The sequence below is a fragment of the Microbacterium sp. OVT16B genome (genome assembly GCF_019969705.1).
GTDB classification, from domain to species: domain Bacteria; phylum Actinomycetota; class Actinomycetes; order Actinomycetales; family Microbacteriaceae; genus Microbacterium; species Microbacterium natoriense.
The window spans coordinates 3,171,020-3,191,687 of record NZ_JAHXZA010000001.1; the positions used below are offsets into that span (position 1 = coordinate 3,171,020).

Here is a 20,668-nt window from a genome sequence, read left to right on the forward strand (position 1 = left end):
ACCGCCCGGCATCCCGAACTCCGGCCGACCGCCCCAGACCCGGAGGCTCCAGCGCCGGCAATCCGGAACCCGGCCGATCATCCGGAAACGGGACGACCATCCGGAAACGGGTCGATCATCCGGCATCCCGGAACCCGGCCGACCGCCCGAGACCCGGAAGCTCCAGCACCCGCCAACCGGAACTCGGCCGATCATCCGGAAACGGGACGACCATCCAGCATCCCGAACTCCGGCCGCCCATCCGGCATCCCGGAACCCGGTCAACGGCCCGAGACCCGGAAACCCCAGCACCCGCCAACCGGAACTCGGCCGATCATCCGGAACCCGGCCGACCACCCGGCATCCCGGAACCCAGCCGACCATCCGGAAACGGGACGATCGCCGCGGCGCGACCGCGGGATGCCGAGGCGCGGAGGAACCCCGGTCCGGATATCCCCCGCTCGGCGGATGCCTCTGCGTCCGCCTCCGTGGTGGGATGGGGGCATGACCGACCAGACAGCGGCCCCTCCCGTCCTCGCCCTCCGCGGCCTGCGCAAGCAGTTCGGCCAGAAGGTGGCGGTCGACAACCTGTCGCTCGATGTACCCGCTGGCACCATGCTGGGCCTTCTCGGCCCCAACGGCGCGGGCAAGACCACGACGCTCTCGATGACGACGGGTCTGCTGCGCCCTGACGCCGGAACCGCCTGGATCCTCGGGGTCGACGTGTGGCAGAACCCCGCGGAGGCGAAGGCGCGCATGGGGGTCCTGCCCGACGGCATCCGGATGCTCGACCGCCTCACCGGCGCCGAGCTCCTGCGCTACAGCGGACTGCTCCGGGGGATGCCGGAGGCGGAGGTCGTGTCGCGCGCCGCGGAGCTGCTCGACGCCCTGGGACTGACGGATGCGGGCGACACCCTCGTCGTGGACTACTCCGCGGGCATGCGCAAGAAGATCGGTCTCGCCTGTGCGCTGATCCACGCCCCTCGGCTCCTCATCCTCGACGAGCCGCTCGAAGCGGTGGACCCGGTGTCGGGAGAGACGATCAGGCAGATCCTCCGCGCCTTCGTGAACGGCGGCGGCACGGTGGTGCTGTCGAGTCACGTGATGGAGCTCGTCGAGTCCATGTGCGACCGGGTCGCGATCGTCGCAGAGGGCCGTCTGCTCGCGGACGGCACGCTCGACGAGGTCCGCGCGGGGATGAGCCTGCAGCAGCGCTTCCTGTCGCTGGTCGGCGCGCACGAGCTCGGATCGGAGACGCTGTCATGGTTGCGCTCCTCGTAAGCCTGCGGTGGCGCCAGCTGGGCCATCAGCTCCGCCGCAACCCGTGGATGATCGTGACGCTGATCATCACCGGGATGATGGCGCTCGGATTCCTCGCGCTGCTCGCGTTCGGTCTCGTCGCGATGCGGATCGCGGCCCCCGAAACCGCCGTCACGGTCATGGTCATCACCGGCGCGGTCATCGTCGCCGGCTGGTGGCTCGGATCGCTGCTCGTGAGCGCGGACGACTCCCTCGCTCCCGAGCGGTTCGCGCTGCTGCCGGTGACCGCCTCCGCGCTCCTTCCCGGAATGGTCGTCGCCGGCGCCACCACGATCGGCGGAATCGGCACCGCGATCGCCCTCGTGCTCATGCTGCTGGGGTGGTCGGTCAACGCGTTCGCCCTCATCGCCGGGCTCATCACGATCCCCCTGGCCCTCGCGACCTGCGTGCTCGGCGCGCGCGTCATCAGCGGGCTCCTCGCAGGGTGGCTCGCCCGGCGCCGCACCCGCGACCTGGTCGTGACGCTCGGCGTGCTGCTCGCTGCATCCTCCGGGCTGCTGATCAACCTCGCGCTCAGCGCCTTCCGGCAGATGGGCGATGTGGGATCGGCCTTCTCCGGCGCCGCGGACGCCCTCGCCTGGACACCGCTCGCCGCCGTGTTCGGCGTGCCTGCGGCGCTCGTCGACGGCGACATCGGCACCGCGGGACTGCGGATGCTGATCGCCCTCACCACCGTCGTCGTGTTCTGGTTCGCGGCGCGGGCCCTGCTCGCGGCACGGCTGGTGGCCCCGATCCAGGGCAGCGGCGGCGGTCGGGTGCGGTCGGGCGGCCTCGTCGACCGGATGCTGCCCGCCACAGCCGTAGGAGCGATCGCCGCGCGCACGCTCCGCTATTTCCGCCGCGATCCTCGTCAGGTCATCAACGTGGTCATGATGCTGCTCCTGCCGGCGATCCTGATCGGGGTCGTCTTCATGAACGGCCTGCAGGACGAGCAGATCGGCTTCGGTCCGGTGATCACGCTGGTCCCCGCGATCAACGCGCTGATGATCGGCACCATCATGCAGATGGCGATCGCCTACGACAACGATGCGGTCGCCATGCACATCCTCACCGGGGTGAGCGGCACCGTCGACCGCTTCGGGCGACTGCTCGGCTTCGCGATCATCGCCGTGCCGCTCACTCTCGTGCTCTGCGTCGCCAGCTGCGTGCTGGCAGGACGTATCGACCTGCTGCCGGGAAGCCTGGGGGCTGCGCTCGGACTGGGGGCGGTGTCGGCAGGCGCCGGCGCGTGGGCGGGGAGCTTCCTGCCAGGACGTGCGCCGGCCCCGGAGGCCAACCCGTTCGGACGCGGGTCGTCGGGCGGCGTGCAGTCGCTCATCGCGATGATGGTGATGTCGCCGATCACGCTGATCCTCGGCGCTCCGGCGCTCGGGTTCGCGATCGCCGCGTTCTGGGTGCCGCCGCTCGGCTGGGTGAGCCTGGTGTGCGGACTCGTGATCGGCGCCGCCGCCGTATGGGGCGGGGCCGTCCTGGGCGGACGAGTGCTCGACGGCCGCTGGCCGCAGGTCCTCGCCGAGGTGTCGAGCGAGGCGTAACCGCGGGCTATCGCCCTGATCTCGAGCGGTCCTCCGTGGCAGAGGCGGTGGATCAGGCCCCGGCCGCGAGCTCCTTGGCACGGGCCAGCGCCGCCGCGGCAGCATCGGCGAAGGTCCGGTCGAGGTGCGCATCCTGCAGCACCGCGATCGCGCGCTCGGTCGTGCCCTTGGGGCTCGTGACCCGGCGGCGCAGCTCGGCGGGGTCCTCTCCCGATGCGTCGAGGAGCGCGGTCGCCCCGATGAAGGTCTGCTCCGCCATCAGGCGCGCATCGGCCTCTGTGAAGCCCAGATCGACCGCCGCCGCGGTCAGCTTCTCGATCAGCAGGAACACGTACGCGGGTCCGGAGCCCGAGATCGTGGAGAGCGCGTCGATCTGCGACTCCGGCACCTCGATCACGGCGCCGACGGTCTCGAACATGCGACGGACCTCGGCGAGATCGGACTCCGTGACCGCAGCCCCGGCGGCGAGTCCGGTGACCGCCTTGCCGACGGTCGCGGGGGTGTTCGGCATCGAGCGGATGACACGCGCCTCAGCGCCGAGCACATCGGCGAAGGTCTGCAGGGTGACCCCTGCGGCGATGCTGACGACGATCGCCTCCGGCTTCAGGTGCGGCCCGATCTCGCGGAGCAGGTCCGGCACCATCGCGGGCTTCACGCCGACGATGACGATGCCGGCGGATGCCGCGGCGTCGAGGTTGCCGGTCGGATGCCCGTCGAGGGCGATGCTGGTGACGCCCGGCATCCCCTCCAGCGTCGCCGCGCTCTGCGCGGTGCGGTTGGTCGCGGTGATGCCGCCGTCGACCGCGATGCCCGAGGCGACGACGCCGCGGAGGATCGCCCCTCCCATGGAACCGGCACCGAGAAAAGCGATCGAGGGAAGCGCGTCAGTCATGTCGTCATCCTACGGCGGCTCGCCGCTGATCCCTCGGGGAGGAGATCTAGACTCGTCCCATGAGTGCATCCGGCGGCAGCAGAGCAATCATCGCGGCGTTCCTGGCGAACCTGGGCATCGCGCTCGCGAAGTTCATCGCGTGGGCGCTGTCAGGCTCGGCCTCGATGCTCGCCGAGGCGATCCACTCCGTCGCCGACTCGGGCAACCAGCTTCTCCTCATGTTCGGCGGGCGCAAGGCTCAGCGCCAGGCCGACCGCGAGCATCCCTTCGGCTACGGCCGGGAGCGCTACGTCTCCGCGTTCGTGGTGTCGATCATCCTGTTCTCGGTCGGCGGTGTCTTCGCGATCTACGAGGGCGTCGACAAGCTGCGCCACCCGCACGAGCTCGACCCGGTGTGGTGGTGGCTTCCGATCGTGGTGCTGCTCGTCGCGATCGTGCTCGAATCGGTCTCCCTGCGCACCGCGGTGAAGGAGAGCAACCTGGTGCGCGAGAAGGGCCAGTCGTGGGTGTCGTTCGTGCGCCGCGCGAAGGCCCCCGAGCTCCCCGTCGTGCTTCTCGAAGACACCGGAGCCCTCACCGGCCTGGCGTTCGCGCTGCTCGGCGTCGGCCTCACCGTCATCACGGGCAACCCGCTCTTCGACGCCCTCGGCACCGTCATGATCGGTCTGCTTCTCGTGGCCATCGCGATCGTGCTCGGCATCGAGACCAAGAGCCTGCTGGTCGGCGAGGGCGCGAACCCCGCCGACTACGACCGCATCGTCGACGCCGTCAACGAGGGTCCCGAAGTGGAGAAGATCATCCACATGAAGACCCTGTACCTCGGCCCTGACGAGCTGATGGTCGCGGCCAAGATCGCGCTGAGCGCCGACAAGCCGCTGCGCGAGGTCGCCGACGACATCGACGAGATCGAGGCGCGCATCCGTGCGGCGCTTCCGATCGCCCGCGTGATCTACATCGAGCCCGACGTGTATCGCCCGGCGATCGACCCGCAGCCGTCGACCGATGTGTTCGTGCTGAAGTCCTCGGACTGATCGTGCCGGTGCGGGACGAGCTGAGGTCCGCGCTCGCGCGCCCCGACCTGCCGGTCGAGACGCGGACGAAGATCCAGCACGTCCAATCCGTGCTGGACGCCGACTCTCAGGCGCGGCTGGAGTCCTTCACGATCCTCGACGGTCGGCCCTACGCCGTCGTCTCCTTCGGCGATCCGAGCACGGCCGACCTCGTCGTGTACCTGCTGCACGGCATCGACACGGACCTCGCGTCCTTCCCCGAGTGGGCGGATGCCGCGCAGCGACTGTGCGTCGACATCATCCGCACGTGCGTGGCGCGCGGCGAGCCGCGCAAGGTCGCGACCGTCGCCTGGTTTGCGTGGGACTCCGGAACGCACGTCACGGCGCTCGCGACGAAGCACGCGACCATCGGCGCCGCCCGGCTGTCGGTCGACATCGATCGGCTGATCGTGCGGAATCCCGGCGCCCACATCGCCGCCGTCGCCTACTCGTACTCGACCACCCTGCTCGGCGAGATGTTCGCGCTGAACATCGCAGACGAGGTCCGCACGGCGTTCTGCATCGCCTCGGCCGGCGTCACCCACGCCGCGAGCACGGCGATCGAGGACGCGATCGAACGAGAAGAGGCCGTGGTCTACGCCACCGAGGGCGCCGGCGACGGCGTCGCCCCGATGGGACGGCTCGGCAACCACCCGATCGATCCGCGCGACATCCGCGGCGTCATCGTGTACGACTCCGACGGCGGCGAGGCACCGGGCATCGACGGCGGCGTGGTCGCGGGGGTCCCCGTCGAGGGCCACGCCTCCCAGACCGCGGTCGACGAACGAGGCATCCGACACCCCGGCTACTTCGACGAGCGCGCGCAGTCGTACCTGACGCTGGTCGCTCGCCTGGCGGACGCCGTCACGACCGCTCTCTGACGCCGGCGCGGGGTGCCGGGGCAGAGCACGGGCGGGTGCCGGGGCAGAGCCCGGGGATCAGATCGCTGGGCGTGATCGCGGGTACTGCGCTCAGCGCCGCTGTTCGAAGAAGGCGCGGAGAAGACCTGTCGCGGCATCCGCTTCGACGCCCCCGACGACCTCGGCCCGGTAGGGCAGCCGGCGGTCGCGCAGCACGTCGTACATGGAGCCGGCGGCTCCGGCCTTGTCGTCCCAGGCCCCGAACACGACGCGCGAGATGCGCGACTGCAGGATCGCCCCTGCGCACATGACACAGGGTTCGAGGGTGACGACGAGGGTGCATCCGTCGAGATTCCAGGAGCCGAGGGATGCCGCCGCTCCGCGGAGCGCGTTCACCTCCGCGTGGCCGGTGGGGTCGTGCGTGGCCTCTCGATCGTTGCGTCCCTCGGCGAGCACGCGTCCTTCCGCATCGAGGACCACGGCTCCGACGGGGATCTCATCGGCTGCGGCGGCCTCGGCGGCGAGCTCCAGAGCACGCGTCATCGCACGGTCGTCGGCGGAGGTCATGGGATGAGCCTACGGCGCGCGGCGCGGGTGCCGCGGCATCCGATGTCGTGCGGGGCTGTGCGGCGCATTAGCCTGTATCCATGCGCGTTCACGTTGCCGACCACCCTCTCATCACCCACAAGCTCTCGGTGCTGCGCGACGAGCGCACCCCGTCGCCGGTGTTCCGCCAGCTCACGGAGGAGCTCGTGACGCTGCTCGCCTACGAGGCGACGCGCAACGTGCGGGTCAGCCCCATCGAGATCACCACCCCGGTGACGAAGACGATGGGCGTCAAGATCTCCGAGCCCCGGCCCATCGTGGTGCCGATCCTGCGCGCCGGCCTCGGCATGCTGGAGGGTCTCGTCAAGCTGCTGCCGACCGCCGAGGTCGGGTTCCTCGGCATGGTCCGCGATGAGGAGACCTTCGAGCCGACGACCTACGCCGAGCGTCTTCCCGACGACCTCAGTGACCGCCAGTGCTTCGCGATCGACCCGATGCTCGCCACCGGCGGCTCGCTCGCCGCGGCGATCCAGTTCCTCTTCGACCGCGGAGCCAAGGATGTCACCGCGATCTGCCTGCTCGGCACCCCCGAGGGAGTCGCCGCGATCGAGGCGCTAGTCGGCGACCGCGACGTCACCCTGGTGCTGGGCGCACTCGACGAGCGGCTCAACGAGAAGGGCTACATCGTCCCCGGTCTCGGCGACGCCGGAGACCGCCTGTACGGCACCGTCTGACCCTCGGGCCCAATTGCGGCTTCCCCGGCGCAGCAGAGCTGCGTTGGGTAGCGGGCGGAGGCGCCGCGGCGGAGCTCTGCGCATGGGCCCGGGCCTGAGTCAGACGCTCGATCAGGGCTGCAGAGCGGCGCCCGGTTCAGTTGCTCGGGCACGCCCACAGAGCTGGGCACCGAGAGCGGGCGGAAGCGTCGCAGCAGAGCTGCGCTCGGGCGGGGCCGGAGTCAGACGCTCAGCCGGTACGCGCGCTCGTCTCCGTAGTGCCGGAACCCCGCTCGTTCGAGGATCGGCGCGGATGTCGAGATCCTGCCCTTCACGAGCGCGGTCGTCGCGCCGAGCTCGGCGCTCGCTCGGAGCCGCTCCGCCAGGACCGCCCGATACGCGCCGCGGCCTCGAGCCCGCTCCAGGGTCGCGGCACCCCACAGGCGGGTGAAGCCTTCGACGATCGTGCAGCCGCCGGTGCTCACAGCCTCGCCGTCGAGTCGGCCGAGCACGCGCACGCCTTCTGCGGCTTCAAGCCCGGCAGTCACCTCCGCCAGCTCGGTGCGCAGTCCCTCCTCATCGAGCGGCGACTGCTCCCACACCGGCACGTTGATCGCGTCCACTTCGCGCACCTGCTCCAGCGTGCGGACCACCTCCGCTGTGACACCGCTCGGAACATCGATCGCGAGCTGATCGATCGCGAGGGCGAACACGGTGACCGTGTCCTCGTGCACGGCGCCGCGGCGGCGCAGCTCCTCCTCGAGATCAGGGTCGTCGGACGGATTCGTCCAGAAGGTCAACTGTGACTCGCCCCATGCTCGGGTCTTCTCGACAGCATGATCGAGAACCGCGGCGGCGCTCGACGCCGAGCTGACCTGAGAGCCGCGCACACCGCCTCCGAATCGCGGCGGGTACTTCACCAGCAGCAGGTCTTCGCGCACATGCTCGCTGTCGCGTGGCAACCAGGCCCAGGCGGCGGCCGCGCGAAGGATGTCTTCCGTCGTGTGCATCAGGTCAGTCCTCTCCGGCGCCGACCAGTCGGGCGAACGCACTGAGCCGGGCAACGCCCTCCGGCGTGTACGGCAGATCGTCGAGAAGCGCGGGCGAGTGGATCAGATAGGCGACGACCTGAGCCCGCGAGATCGCCACGTTCAGTCGGTTCTGCAGGAGCAGGAACTCCGGACCGCGAGGAGCGTCTCGCCCGCTGGATGCGGCGAGCGAGGTGATCGACACGACGGCCTCCTTGCCCTGGAAGTTGTCGACCGTGCCTACAGGGACGTCGGGGAAGCCTGTGGTGGAGAGCGCGTCGTGCACGAGCTGTCGTTGCGCGTTGTAGGGCGTGACGACGATGATGTCGGACTGACCGAGAGGGCGCGCCGTGGCCTCCGCGTCGTTGTCGGTGAACGTGCGGCCCAGCAGATCGGCCACGAGGGCGACGACGGCCTCCGCCTCTTCAGCGGACTGCGTCGCGTTGCCACGGTGGCGCAGGGGCAGGACGTGAAGGCCGGGATCGATGCCGGCGAGCGATCTTCTCTCGGTGCCGGGAGCAGAAGCCAGCTTGCCTGCGTAGGCGAGCGTGGAGACCGGGGCGGCGATGGACGGGTGCATTCTCCACGACCTCGCGAGGAAGTACCCGTACTCGGGCTTCACGACCGCGTCACCGTCCATGACCCATCCGAGCGCGGAGGTGTCGACCGGTTCGGGATGAGCGCCCTGGCTCACCTGGGGCAGCTGCTGGGGGTCTCCGAGCAGCAGCAGTCGCTTCGCCCCCGCGGCCACCGCGATCGTCGACGCGAGCGAGAACTGTCCGGCCTCATCGATCACCAGCAGGTCGAGACCCCGGCGGCCGACCCGCTGAGTGTTGCTGAAGTCCCAGGCCGTGCCGCCGACCACGACGCCCTCACCGCTGTGCTCGGCGAGGAACGACGCCATCCCGCTCTTCGGGATCACCGTGTACGACGGATCGCCGTCATCGGACTTCGGCGCCTTGCCCACCTGCGAAGGAGACACGCCGTCGGCGACCACCCGCTCGAGCAGGGTCTCGATGATCGCATGGGATTGGGCGACGACTCCGACCTTGAAGCCGTGCTCGTTCACCAGCCGCGCGATGACCTGGGACCCGGTGTACGTCTTGCCGGTACCGGGAGGCCCCTGCACCGCGAGGTAGCTGTGGTCGAGATCGAGGATGCCGCGTACGATTGCATCGATCGTGTCGCCACCCGCTTCCGGAAGCGGCGCTCCCGACACCGTGCGCGGAGGGATCCGCCGGAGGATGTCGGTCGCCGCGTCGTCGGGGAAGCCCGGCGCGGCCAGGTGCACGGCATCCGCCCACTCGTCGATCGCCCCCTGCAGGGAGACCACTCTCGGCGGCGCGGCCGGAGTCAGCGCGATCGGGAGCTCGTCCCACGTCTGCCCCTGAACAGCGGTCTCGGTCACGAGATATCCGTCGTCGAGCACCTCGGCGATCGTCACCGTGTGCGGCACGTGCACGACACGTGAGGGCACTTCGGTGTCAAAGGGCGCGGGGACCTCGTACAGCGCGAACGGCTGCGACCCGACGCCGAGCGTCGTACCCGGGGACACCTCGCCGCGGATCTCGATGTCGCGCGACATCACCCGACGGCCCTCGCCCACGCTCCAGTCACGGCTCACGGTCGACGAGAACCGATCGACGCGGATGACGTCTCTCGTGCCGTCCCACATCGTGACCGGCTCACGGAGTCTCTGGAAGTGCGAGACCCAGAAGCTCTTCGCCTCCCGGGGGAAGTAGTCGATGGCCGCGGCGGCGATCCGGTGCACCTGACCGTCGCCGCCCGCCTCGACGTCATGCTCCGCGTCGCCGAGCAGGGCGACTGACCGCGGAGACGGCTCGTACATGGCCTCGTCGGCCTGGTCGGGCGGCGCCGGGTGCACACCCTTTTCCCGAGCGATGTTGATCAGCCAGTTGCGCAGACGCCGCGTCGACACGCAGTCGTATCGGTTGTAGTCGGCGAGGTCGGCGAACACAGCATCCGCCTCGGCCTGCTCCCCCGCGGCCGCGAACTCGCGCGCTGCGACGTACTGGACGATCGAGTCGTCGCCCTTCTGCACATCGCTCGTGCGCACATCGGCGCCCATGTAGAGCGGTTCGAGCTTCTTGATCGAGTACGAGCGCGATCCGACGCGCACCGTGCGCAGCACGAGCGGGTAGAGGTCGACGAACACGCCCTCTCTGAGGAGCCGATCGACCTCGCCCTCCCGCACGCCGTGCCTGGCCGCCATCGCGACGAGGTGCGAGGTCTCGTACGGGGCGTAGTGGTAGATGTGCATGCCAGGGTGGGCGGCTCTGCGCACCTTCACGAAATCGAGGAAGTCCTCCAGAGCCCTCTTCTCCGCGGCGAAGTCGTGCGCCCACAGCGCGGTGTACTGATCGAGGTTGTCGACCCAGCCGAAGAGGTAGTCGATCCCCCACTCCGACTCCCCCGCCGGCGCCGGCTCGGTGTAGAGCGGGTCGCCCTCGAAGTCGAAGAAGATGTCGCCGTGGCTCGGAACAGGGAGCGTGTGGATCGCCGCCGCGTAGTGCACGTCGAACGTGGGAGTCCCCGCCGCATCTGCCCGCAGCTGGAGTTCGGCCTGCGCACGGAGCGTCGCGAACGTGTCTGGATTCATGCCCTCCGGCGCATCGGACGCCGCGGCGAGCTGATCGATCGTCTCGATGCCCGCTGAGCGCAGACGAGCGCGCTGCACCGGCCGCATGCGCGCCACCATGAGCAGATCCCTGTGCGCCAGCACCTGTTCCTCGCACGTGGCGCAGCGGCCGCACGCGACGACATCGAGATCGCCGCGGTCGTCTCCCCACGCGAGCGGAGCCCCGGCCGAACCCTCCGCGATCCGACGATCGGCGATCAAGGCTCGCAGCCGCCCACGCCGCACGCGGAACAGCGGGAGGAGGTCATCGACCCGGTGCGTGCTCCGCGTGCCGTCGCCGAGGATCAGATCGACCTCGTCGGATCGGGGGATGCCGAGGCGGTCAAGCTGGTCGACGTATGCCGCGAGCTGCATGAGCGCCGTGACCCGCGCCTTGCGGGCGAGCTTGGAGTCCTCCACCCGCCAGCGGCCGTCGGGATCGCGCCGCAGGAAGTCGGCGAAACCGACGAACTCCTCGGTCGCGAACGCCGCCTGGAAGATCACCCGGGCGTCGGAGGACAGCGCGGCGATCGTCTCGGCGACCACGCCGGCGAGCGCGTCGGCATCCACCGACGACACCTTCGCGACCTCGTGCACGCCCTGCCCGAACTCGGCCACGTAGTCGGCGAGGACCTTCTGCTCGTGGACGTCTCCGAGACGGGCGGCACGGGCCAGCGTCGCGTCCTCTGGCTCCTCGACCGCGGGAACGCGGCCGAGCTTCGCGTCGATCGCTCTGCACCACGCGAACTCGCACTCGGCCGCGGCCTTGAGGTCGCTCGCGCTCCAGATGACGCGCTGCGCCTGAGTGTCGATCCGCACGATGCTCCCGTTCTGTCGGATGCTTCGACACTAGCCGCGGCATCCGACATCACAGGACGCGCTCAGCGCCACCAGGTGTCGTCGGGGGTCACCGGAAGGTGCCGCTTGTGCTGGGTGCCGAGGTACTTCGCCTCGATGCGACCCGCGACGTCGGGAGCGACCTCTCGCCCTTCCAGGAAGTCGTCGATCTGCTCGTAGGTGAGGCCCAGTTCGTCCTCGTCCGCACGGCCGGGCTGCCCGTCGAGCAGGTCGGCCGTCGGCACCTTGAATGCGAGGCGGTCGGGGGCTCCGAGCACCTGCAGCAGCGAGCGTCCCTGACGCTTCGTGAGGCCTGAGAGCGGCAGGATGTCGGCCGCACCGTCGCCGAACTTCGTGTAGAAGCCCGTCACCGCCTCCGCCGCGTGGTCGGTGCCGATCACGAGCAGTCCGTCGTGTCCGGCGAGCGCGTACTGCGTCACCATCCGGACGCGGGCCTTGATGTTGCCGCGGTTGAAGTCGCTGATGTCGCTGGTGACGGCGAACTCGATGTCCTCCTCGACGCCGTCGACGCCGTTCTGGATGTTGACCTCGACCGAGGAGTCCGCGGAGATGAACTCCAGCGCGGCCTCGGCATCCGCCGCATCCTGCTGCACGCGATAGGGCAGACGCACCGCGAGGAACTTCGCGTCACCGCCCTCGGACCGCACGCGTTCCACGGCGAGCTGCGCCAGCCTTCCGGCGAGCGTCGAGTCCTGGCCGCCCGAGATGCCCAGCACGAAACCGCGGGCTCCGGTGGTGCGCAGGTAGTCGACGAGGAACTGCACCCGCCGCTCCACCTCGGCCTCGGGATCGATCTCGGCCTTGACGCCGAGGGCTTCAGAGATCTGCTGCTGCAGGGACACGGGGACTCCTCACTCGTTCTCGACCCAGTATCCCCCCTGCGTGTTACGAGGGGATGACACATGCTTCTACCAGGTGCGACCTGAAAAGATGAGGCAGTGAAACTTCTCGTCGCCGCCCTGAGCTCCGAACTCGCCGCATTCCCCGATACCCTCCCCGGTTTCGACCGTCTCGTGACGGGCCCCGGAAAGCTGCAGGCGACGTACGCCCTCACCCGCGCGCTCGACGCGAACAGCTATGACGAGATCGTCGTCGTGGGCACCGCCGGCGCGATCGACCCCGACCTCGCCGACGGCGTGCACGAGGTCGGCGAGGCCTTCCAGCACGACGTCACCGATCTCGACGGGATCTCCGGACAGCACGTCTCGCTGCCCGCGCGGGTCTCGACCGGCCGTGACGGGGTCCTGATCGCGACCGGCGATCACTTCGTCGACGACGCGGAGGTCACCGCCGTGATCCGTCCGACCGGCGCCGCTCTGGTCGACATGGAGACCTACGCCTACATCTGGGTCGCCGCGCAGTTCGGCGTGCCGATCCGCGTCTTCCGTGCGGTCTCCGACAGCGCAGAAGACGGTGCGCTCACCGACTGGCGTGAGGCCGTCGCACGCTGCAGCGCCCAGCTGCGGACCTTCATCCGCGAGGAATACGGGGTCTGACCGGCTCCGTTCCGCCGAGCAGCGTCCGGAAACGGATGCCGGAGGCGGTCCTGTGGACGTGCGTGGTCAGCGGGCCTCGATGACGCTCGGCCCCTCGGCCGTGGCCCTGACGGTGAGCTGAGCAGGGATCTGCTCCTGCATCGCCTCGACGTGACTGATCACGCCGACCGTGCGGCCGCCCTGACGCAGCTCGTCGAGCGTGCGCATGGCGACCTCCAGGGTGTCGCCGTCGAGCGATCCGAACCCCTCGTCGATGAACAGGGTGTCGAGTCGGATGCCGCCCGCGCGCGCCGTGACGACCTCGGCGAGCCCGAGCGCGAGAGCGAGAGAGCTGAGGAAGGTCTCGCCCCCGGAGAGCGACTGCGCAGGGCGGCTCTGGCCGGTGAAGGCGTCGAACACCACGATGCCGAGGCCTGAGGCCGCGCCCCTGGCGGCCAGCGCGTCGGAGTGCTGCAGCTGATAGCGTCCGGCCGACATGTCGCTCAGCCGTCGGTTCGCCGCCCTGACGATCTCCTCGAGCTCGGCGGCGAGCACGAAGGTCTCGAGGGTCATCTTGCGGCTGTTCGCCCCGCGGCCGGCGATGGTGTCTGCCAGCTCCCGCAGGACCTCGAACTCGGCGGCGTCGTCGCCGACGCGCGCCTGCTCGGATGCCGCGGATTCGATCAGACCCCCCAGCCTCTCGGCTGTGCCCTCCGCGCGGGAAGCGGCATCCACCGCCGCGGTCCAGCGCGCCCTGGCCTCGACGGATGCCTGCTCCTGAGGCAGGAGATCGATCGGCTCCTCGGGGAGAGTGCGCAGCTCCAGGTCGAGCAGGATCGCCTTCTCCTTGCCCCGCTGCGCCGTGTGCTCGTCGATTCGAGCTGTCAGCGCCGCCTGCGCCGCGGGCGAGCGCAGCGCCGCCTCGGCAGCTGCGACATCGTCGAAGGCCGACGCGGCGAGCGCGGCATCCCGCTCCGCGACAGCGTCGGCAGTCGTGTTCGAGTGACGCTCGCGCTCCGCGATCGCTTCGGACAGAGCACGGGCAGAGGCGATCCGCTCCTCGGCCTCCTCCAGGCGCGCCGCGACCGTCTCGTGTTCCCCCCGAGCCGAGAGGATCTGCGCCTCGGCGTCTGCACGGCGCTGAAGAAGCACGGCGAGCTCTTCCCGAGCGGCGGAGAGGGCGGCAGTGTCGTCCGCGCGACCGTTCTCGAGAGCCTCTGCTCTTGCCGTCAGAGCGGCGAGTTCCTGCTCGAGCTCCGCGACGGCCGACGCCGATGCGACACTCGTGTCGTACTCCTCTTCGGCCGCGGTGAGGTCTGCGGTCGCCTGCTCCACCGTGCGCCCATCGGCGCGGGCCGTCGCCGCAGCGAGTGCGGCGCGCGTGGCCGCGAGCTTCTCCGATGCCATGCGCTCGCGCTGGGCCGCGGCGTCGCGCGCGGCCTCGGCCTCGGCCACGTCGTCAGCCGACACCGGGTCGACATGCTCGGCGGGGGCGGGATGCTCGTACGCGCCGCAGACCGGGCAGGCCTCTCCGTCGACCAGGGCGGAGGCGAGTTCCCCCGCCATCCCGTCGGAACGGCGCTTGCGCAGCTGCGCGAACCGCGCCTGCGCCGATGCGAACGCTGCCGCCGCATCGTCGACGGCAGCGTTGTCGATGACCTCCTGCGCTTCCACCCGCTCACGCTCGGCAGCCGCCGCCTTCCGGGCTGCCGCAGCCTCGCGCGCGGCGAGGAGATCTGCGGCCCGATCGGCCCGTCGTCTCGCGTCGTCACGTCGTCGGGTGGCCGCCGCGATCCGCTCAGGAATCGTCGACCGCTCCATCTCCCCTGCGTCGATCCGTGCGGACGCGGCCGCCACACGATCTTCGGCGGCCTGGAGATCGACAGCCAGCTGCGGCGCCCGGCGCTCGAGCGCGCGCGCGTGCTCCCAGGCGCCTGTCTCCTTCGTCTGCTCCGAGGCCCAGGCATCGAGCTCCTCCGTGCTCTCGGCGGGAAGGTCGATGCCGAATCGGGTCCAGCGCCTCCGGGCCTCCTGCTCGGCATCGGTCGAGACGGTGAGCGCGACCTGCGCACGCGTCGCCGCGGCGATCGTCGCACGCAGCGCCTCGGCAGCGCGGGCAGCATCGAGCTCTGCCCGGGCGTCGGCGATCTGCGGGAGTTCGGCATCGAGCCGATCGAGGGCCGCACGGGCGCGATCACGCTCGCACTGCGCGCGCTGATCCTCTCGCAGCGCGGCCAGCGCCGCATCGGCCGCGGTGAGGCGCGTCTCGGCGTCGTCGCGCTCGGCCGCACGCCGCTCGACGCGGTAGTCCGCCCTGGCCTTGGCGCGGCGCAGGTCGTCGAGCCGCTCGTCCGTGGGGGCCGTCGACGTCAGTCCGGCAACGCTCACGTCTTCGCGCTCAGCGCGCGACGAGCCCTCTGCTCCGTCGGCCCCGAGCTCCGCGCTCGCGACCAGACGATCGGCCTCGTCGAGTCGCGCTGTCACGGCGGCGAGCCTCGTTCCGAGCCGGAGCTCCGCCTCCCGCCGACGCTCGTCGAACCGCGACTGCACATCCTCGAACCGCTCCGTGCCGAAGAGGCGGCGCAGGAGCGACTGGCGGTCTCTGCTGTTCGCGAGCAGGAACTCCGAGAACCGGTTCTGTGCCAGCAGGATCACCTGCAGGAACTGCTCCCTGCTGAGCTGCAGGATCTCGTCGAGCTCACCGGCGACATCGACCGCTCGGGCGGCGCGACCAATCCAGCCGACGTCCGTCCACTCGTCGAGAGCGACCGCGGCCGCCTGCTTCGTGAGACCGCCGCCTCGCTTCGCCGGCCGCAGATACTCCGGCGAGCGGGTGACCCGGAACCGCCCGGAGGGCGTGCTGAACTCCACGACGACCTCGGACACCTCATCGGGCTCGCTGTGATCGCTCCTCAGCCTCTTCTCGCTCCCGTCGTAGCGGGGAACACCTCCGTAGAGGCCGAAGCACACCGCATCGAGGATGCTGGACTTGCCTGCGCCCGTCCGCCCGGCGATGAGGAAGATGCCGTCGTCGGCGAACGCGTCGAAATCCACGATCTGACGCGAACGGAACGGGCCGAAGCCCTCGACCTCCAGGCGGTGCAGCTGCATCGGATCAGTACCCGCTCAGACCAGTGCCTCGGTCCGCGCACGATCGTCGAGGATCTCGCGGATCAGCTCGCTCTCTCGCTCGGACGCTCCCTGCCCTGCGCGGACGTGCTGCAGGAAGGCCTCGATCCGGTCGGTGTCGGTGACGGCCATCCGCAGGCGCTCGGAATAGGAGCGCTCATCGACGTCGGCACTCACCGAGGGCTGATGCTGCACCATCGCGCAGAAGGGATACTGCTCGCGCAGACGGCGCATCGGCTCTGCCTGTGCGACGGCGTCGGTGTAGATCGCGCACACCCAGTCTTCGGCGTGCGCGGCGACGTTCTCGACCGACAGGATCTCGTCGAGAGTGCCGGTGAGCGTCACGAGTGCGCGGGGCACGGGCAGATCGAGCCACTCGACAGACGCCAGGCCGTCGGCGTCGAGCTCGACCAGCCAGGAGCCTCGCGGCTTGTGCTGCTCGCCGAAGCTGTAGTGCAGCGGCGCCCCCGAGTAGCGCACGCGTTCGCTCACCTGCTGACGACCGTGGATGTGCCCGAGCGCCACGTAGTCGGGACCGTCGAAGACCTCGAGCGGGACCACGTCGAGACCGCCCTGGCGGACCTCGCGCTCGAGGCCGGCGGTGACGTCGACGCCCGCCGCGAAGCAGTGCGCGATCGCGACCGAGCGCCCTTCGTGCCGGTCGATGCCCTCGCGCACCAGCCCCATGGCGTACGCCATCGTCTGGGCCTGAGTGCGCAGCTGCGCCTCCGGCCAGTGCTGGCGGACGATCGCCGGCTCGAGGTACGGGATGCCGAAGAAGCGCACGGGGCCGTCGGCGTCGTGCACCGTGACGGGGTCGCCGATCGCACGCGGATCGGTGAGCACGTCGATGCCGTCGCGCAGGAGCCTGGCCTGGAACCCGAGCCGCGCGGCGGAGTCGTGGTTGCCGCTCGTCACGATGACGCGGGCTCCCGTCTCGTGCAGCGCGACGAGCGCATCGCCGAGGAGCGTGTACGCGGCCGCAGCCGGTGTCGCCGAGTCGAACACGTCGCCGGCGACCACCACGACGTCGACGTCGTTCTCGCGAACCTGCTCCGTGAGCGCCCCGAAGACCTCGGCCAGCGCATCCATGGTCGAGTTGCCATGGAAGGTGCGGCCGATGTGCCAGTCGGAGGTGTGCAGGATTCGCATACCCTCACGGTACGGAGGGCCTCCGACATCACGTCCGAGGCGTGCCGGACGCGATCCTGAATGAGAGAGCGGAAGGTCCCCTGACCCACCCTCGCCATGACGATCGGCACGCGGTGATGCGAGATGCGCTGTGCGCTGTCACCTGTGCGGGGTGCGGGGCTGCGCGATACGGGATCTGGGCTGCCCTCCGCCCGACAAGGGCCGGTCTTGCCCCACCGGCAGGGGTTGTGCCCGCTTCGTCGTGGCTACCGACTTCCGCTCTACTCCTCCAGGTCGCTCGTCCAGTTCGCCTGCTGGATGCGGTTGTCCAGCTCCCGCAGCTCGACGGCGACGGCATCCGCCCTCTCGCGCAGCGTCGCGACGGGAAGAGCCGCCACCTGCCGCAGCTCGGAGCGCATCTGCCGGAACATCCCGGCGGACCCGGAGGCCGCCGACGCCGCGTCCGCGAGCAGCGAATGCCGCAGGCGCAGCACGTCGCGAGCCGCGAGCGCGTCTGTCATCGTGCCGTCCGCGTCGAGATCGAGCCGGGAGTTGGTGGCGTTGATGCGGCGGATCAGCTCCTGGAGGCGCTCCAGCGCGGCATCCGCCTCGACGATGAGCGCCGCGGCGTCCTCCGCCGGCTCCTCGCCCTCCTGATAGCGCGCGTTCGCGGTGATGCGGGAGCGGAGCTGCTCGATCCTGCGCTGCAGATCGGCTCTCGCGGTGAGCGCTTCGGCGAGTTTCATCCGGTCATCTCCTCGGGGTGCACGTGCGGACGGCGTCGTAACACAGTGTCACAGAAGCCGGATCATCGTGTACGGAGCAGATCCGCGTGCTCGGGGTGCGCGGCGAACCAGTCTGCGACGTACCAGCAGACCGGATCGACCTTGCGATCCCCCCGGGACTCGAGGTCGGCGACAGCGCCCTCCACGACCTTCGCGGCGTAGCCTTTTCCGCGGAAAGTCGGGATCGTGAAGGCTCTGGTGAGCGCGACCGTGCGTCCGTCGTCGCGGTAGTCGAGCACGCTCACGAGCTCGCCGTCGTGCAGGAGCGTGTAGCGCGACGCGTCCTTCTCATCGGTGAAGCTGAAGCCTTTTATCGCATGCGGGAGCACCATCTGAGCAACGTTACGCCCGCCCCGGCGGCCGGTGGTCGTTTTGACACGCGCAGACTTCTTCCGACATAATCCCCCCATGACCACCAACGCACGCCCTTTGTCCGCCCAGGAGGCGAACAGGACTGCCGGGATGATGATGCCCGGTCGCGTTGGCATGTGTTGCCGAATGTGTCGCTGAACGAACAGCCACCCCGCCTGACCTGACCCTTCGCGATCTGCGAGGTCGGTGTCTCCGAGCATCCACCCTTGCTCGCTCTCCCGGCGCCGCCGGTCATTCATGCAACGCATCAGAGCCGCATCGGCTCACGTCCTGAGGACTCATCATCATGTCGAACACCGCCCTTCTCGAGCGTCCCGCCGCATCCGTCCGCCCGCAGGCCGCCACCGCGCCGCTGGCCGCCGACCTCCCCGCCGTCCGCTCGCCCCGTGGCTTCGCCCTGTACGTCGGCCTCGACGAGATCAAGGCCGCCGAGGCCGGGGTCAGCCTTCCGCTCCTGGTCGACGCCCTCCGTCGCACCCTCGCCGAGCTCGCTCCCGGTGCCGAGACGCACGCCACCGTGGCGCTCGCCCCGCACGGCTCCGGCGGCCGCGACCTCGACGTCGTGCGCCTCGCCCTGCAGGAGCCCGGCGCGATCGCCCGCACCAAGGCCGCCGCCGAGGAGGACGTGACCGACGAAGAGGGCGGAGTCGTCGTCGACATCTCCCGCAAGCGCGTCCTCATCGACGGAGAGTCCGCGTCCTTCACCTACAAGGAGTTCGAGCTCCTGCAGTACCTCGTGCTCCGCGAGGGCCGCACGATCGAGCGCAGCGAGCTGGTCTCCGCGCTCTGGCAGGCGCAGGACGACGAGACCCCCGGCGAGCGCACGATCGACGTGCACGTGCGTCGCCTCCGCGCCAAGCTCGGTCGCTACGAGGACATCGTCCGCACCGTGCGCGGCATCGGCTACCGCTTCGACCGGCACGCCGACGTCGTCATCCGCTACGGCCACGGCACCCCCTCGCCCGACCGCTTCTGAGTCGGGGCGCAGGCCTTCCGGGCGCAGCACTCCGGCGACAGAACTCCGGAGATCCGCGCTCATCACCGGGGCCCGTTCGGTTCACGCGTCGCATTCCCGGGATTCTCCGGAGTTCTGCGCACGAACTCGAGGCTCACGACGTCGAGTCTCACGACGTCGGAACCGCCGCGTAGGGTGATCGCATGACCGTGACGGCAGCTCCCGAATCGGATGCCGCGGCATCCGGCGCACCGCTCGAGACCGTCTATCGCCCCGCGCGCCCCGTCGACCTCCGCTCCACCGTCGGCGTGCTCCGCCGCGGGCCTGGCGACCCGACCATGGTGCACGACGGCCCGGTGATCTGGCGCGCCCTGCGTACGGCGACGGGCACAGCCACTCTCGCACTGCGCTCATCCTCCGGCGAGATCAGGGCGACCGCCTGGGGCCCTGGCGCCGCCGCCGCCCTCGACACCGTGCCCGCACTGTGCGGAGCCCAGGACGACGACTCCGGCTTCGACGCGTCGCATCATCCCCTCGTCGCCGAGGCCGCCCGCCGCCATCCGTCGCTGCGCCTCGCCAGGACGGACCAGGTCTTCGACGCACTGGCCTGCGCGATCCTCGAGCAGAAGGTGACGGGGCTGCAGGCGTTCCGCGCGTGGCGCGTGCTGGTGACGCGCTTCGGCGAACCCGCTCCTGGTCCGACGCCTCGGCCGATGCACGCCGCCCCCTCGGCGGAGGGCTGGCGCCGCATCCCGTCGTGGGCCTGGCACAGCGCGGGCGTGCAGCCGCCGCAGTCGAAGACGATCGTCCGCGTGGCGGAGCGCGGCGACAGCATCCGTCGCGCGCTGATCGCCGCAGCGACCGGGGCCGACCGTGATCGCGTGCTCACCAGCCTCCCCGGAATCGGCCTCTGGACCTCGGCCGAGACCCGCATCCGCGCCCTCGGCGACCCGGATGCCGTGAGCGTGGGCGACTATCACCTGGCCCACGAGATCGGCTACGCGCTGACCGGCTCTCGGACCGACGACGACGGGATGCTGGAGCTGCTCGCCCCCTGGGCTGGTCACCGCCAGCGTGTGATCCGGCTGATCTCCGCGAGCGGCGTGCGCGAGCCGCGGCGGGGCCCGCGGCTCGCGCCGGAGGACCACCGCGGTCGCTGATCGCCCCCTAGGCTGAGGGCATGAAGACGCCCCCGCGCACCGGCTTCCGCCTGCTCATCTCCGCCGGACTCCTGGTGATCGGCGTCGTCGTCGGACTCATCTTCGAGAACGTGTGGCTCGGAGTGCTGCTCGCGGTCATCGTGTGGTTCGGCTGGTTCCTCGGCTTCGAGTCCCGCCGCGGGCACAACGAGGGCGTGAACGACGAGGACCACGGCATCGAGCTCTGACCCGCCGCCGATCCCG

General features: G+C 70.4%; 18 protein-coding genes. 9 read left to right on the forward strand and 9 right to left on the reverse strand.

The genetic code is table 11. The features are described 5' to 3' along the window. Nucleotides 1-483: 483 nt before the first annotated feature. Nucleotides 484-1,260 carry an ABC transporter ATP-binding protein gene (locus LC438_RS15025; protein ID WP_105675497.1) on the forward strand — a complete coding sequence of 259 codons (777 nt, stop codon included), beginning with the start codon at nt 484-486 and terminating at the stop codon, nt 1,258-1,260. After that, nucleotides 1,242-2,834: a hypothetical protein gene (locus LC438_RS15030; protein WP_223587053.1), complete on the forward strand. Its 1,593-nt coding sequence runs from the start codon at nt 1,242-1,244 to the stop codon at nt 2,832-2,834. The genes LC438_RS15025 and LC438_RS15030 overlap by 19 nt, the downstream gene beginning before the upstream one ends. Before the next feature lie 52 nt (nt 2,835-2,886). Here LC438_RS15030 and proC read toward each other — a convergent pair whose 3' ends face one another. Then, on the reverse strand, nt 2,887-3,726 hold the full coding sequence (proC, locus tag LC438_RS15035; RefSeq protein WP_223587054.1) for a pyrroline-5-carboxylate reductase: 840 nt from the start codon (nt 3,724-3,726) through the stop codon (nt 2,887-2,889). A gap of 59 nt (nt 3,727-3,785) precedes the next feature. On the opposite strand from proC, the gene LC438_RS15040 reads away from it, so the two are divergent. Then, nucleotides 3,786-4,757: a cation diffusion facilitator family transporter gene (locus tag LC438_RS15040; RefSeq protein ID WP_223587055.1), complete on the forward strand. Its 972-nt coding sequence runs from the start codon at nt 3,786-3,788 to the stop codon at nt 4,755-4,757. Between the two features lie 2 nt (nt 4,758-4,759). Continuing rightward, nucleotides 4,760-5,656, forward strand: coding sequence for an alpha/beta hydrolase (locus LC438_RS15045; RefSeq protein WP_223587056.1), 897 nt, complete (start codon nt 4,760-4,762; stop codon nt 5,654-5,656). Nucleotides 5,657-5,746: 90 nt separating this feature from the next. Here the strand turns inward: LC438_RS15045 and tadA are convergent, their stop codons facing one another. Next, nucleotides 5,747-6,202, reverse strand: a complete 456-nt coding sequence (gene tadA / locus LC438_RS15050; protein ID WP_105675487.1) for a tRNA adenosine(34) deaminase TadA — start codon at nt 6,200-6,202, stop codon at nt 5,747-5,749. A gap of 80 nt (nt 6,203-6,282) precedes the next feature. On the opposite strand from tadA, the gene upp reads away from it, so the two are divergent. Beyond that, nucleotides 6,283-6,915, forward strand: a complete 633-nt coding sequence (gene upp / locus LC438_RS15055) for a uracil phosphoribosyltransferase (RefSeq protein WP_105675485.1) — start codon at nt 6,283-6,285, stop codon at nt 6,913-6,915. Nucleotides 6,916-7,136: 221 nt separating this feature from the next. On the opposite strand, the gene LC438_RS15060 is transcribed toward upp, so the two are convergent. The 3 genes from LC438_RS15060 to nadE form a co-directional block, all read right to left on the reverse strand. Then, nucleotides 7,137-7,904 (reverse strand): hypothetical protein, encoded by a 768-nt coding sequence (locus tag LC438_RS15060; protein WP_223587057.1) that lies wholly within the window; start codon nt 7,902-7,904, stop codon nt 7,137-7,139. 4 nt (nt 7,905-7,908) lie between these two features. Next, entirely contained in the window at nt 7,909-11,379 is a 3,471-nt protein-coding gene (locus LC438_RS15065; RefSeq protein ID WP_223587058.1) for a bifunctional RecB family nuclease/DEAD/DEAH box helicase, read from the reverse strand. A gap of 62 nt (nt 11,380-11,441) precedes the next feature. Further along, nucleotides 11,442-12,260 carry an ammonia-dependent NAD(+) synthetase gene (nadE, locus tag LC438_RS15070; RefSeq protein ID WP_105675479.1) on the reverse strand — a complete coding sequence of 273 codons (819 nt, stop codon included), beginning with the start codon at nt 12,258-12,260 and terminating at the stop codon, nt 11,442-11,444. A gap of 96 nt (nt 12,261-12,356) precedes the next feature. Here nadE and LC438_RS15075 point away from each other — a divergent pair, with 96 nt between their 5' ends. After that, nucleotides 12,357-12,914 (forward strand): nucleosidase, encoded by a 558-nt coding sequence (locus tag LC438_RS15075; protein ID WP_105675477.1) that lies wholly within the window; start codon nt 12,357-12,359, stop codon nt 12,912-12,914. Nucleotides 12,915-12,980: 66 nt separating this feature from the next. Here the strand turns inward: LC438_RS15075 and LC438_RS15080 are convergent, their stop codons facing one another. The 4 genes from LC438_RS15080 to LC438_RS15095 all read right to left on the reverse strand — a co-directional run bounded on the left by LC438_RS15080 (nt 12,981) and on the right by LC438_RS15095 (nt 18,270). Beyond that, complete coding sequence (locus LC438_RS15080) at nt 12,981-16,004, reverse strand: AAA family ATPase (protein ID WP_223587059.1); 3,024 nt, start codon at nt 16,002-16,004, stop codon at nt 12,981-12,983. Between the two features lie 15 nt (nt 16,005-16,019). Continuing rightward, on the reverse strand, nt 16,020-17,174 hold the full coding sequence (locus LC438_RS15085) for an exonuclease SbcCD subunit D (RefSeq protein WP_223587060.1): 1,155 nt from the start codon (nt 17,172-17,174) through the stop codon (nt 16,020-16,022). A gap of 260 nt (nt 17,175-17,434) precedes the next feature. Further along, nucleotides 17,435-17,899, reverse strand: coding sequence for a DIP1984 family protein (locus LC438_RS15090; RefSeq protein ID WP_105675470.1), 465 nt, complete (start codon nt 17,897-17,899; stop codon nt 17,435-17,437). Nucleotides 17,900-17,961: 62 nt separating this feature from the next. Then, the gene (locus tag LC438_RS15095) at nt 17,962-18,270 is read right to left on the reverse strand and encodes a GNAT family N-acetyltransferase (protein ID WP_105675468.1); all 309 of its coding nucleotides are present in this window, start codon (nt 18,268-18,270) and stop codon (nt 17,962-17,964) included. Nucleotides 18,271-18,596: 326 nt separating this feature from the next. Here LC438_RS15095 and LC438_RS15100 point away from each other — a divergent pair, with 326 nt between their 5' ends. From LC438_RS15100 to LC438_RS15110, 3 genes are all read left to right on the forward strand, one after another. After that, nucleotides 18,597-19,286, forward strand: a complete 690-nt coding sequence (locus tag LC438_RS15100) for a winged helix-turn-helix domain-containing protein (protein WP_105675466.1) — start codon at nt 18,597-18,599, stop codon at nt 19,284-19,286. Between the two features lie 182 nt (nt 19,287-19,468). Further along, a complete protein-coding gene (locus tag LC438_RS15105) occupies nt 19,469-20,425 on the forward strand; it encodes a DNA-3-methyladenine glycosylase (protein ID WP_223587061.1) in 957 nt (318 codons plus the stop codon). Nucleotides 20,426-20,445: 20 nt separating this feature from the next. Beyond that, nucleotides 20,446-20,652 (forward strand): hypothetical protein, encoded by a 207-nt coding sequence (locus LC438_RS15110; RefSeq protein ID WP_105675463.1) that lies wholly within the window; start codon nt 20,446-20,448, stop codon nt 20,650-20,652. The last annotated feature ends 16 nt before the right edge of the window (nt 20,653-20,668 follow it).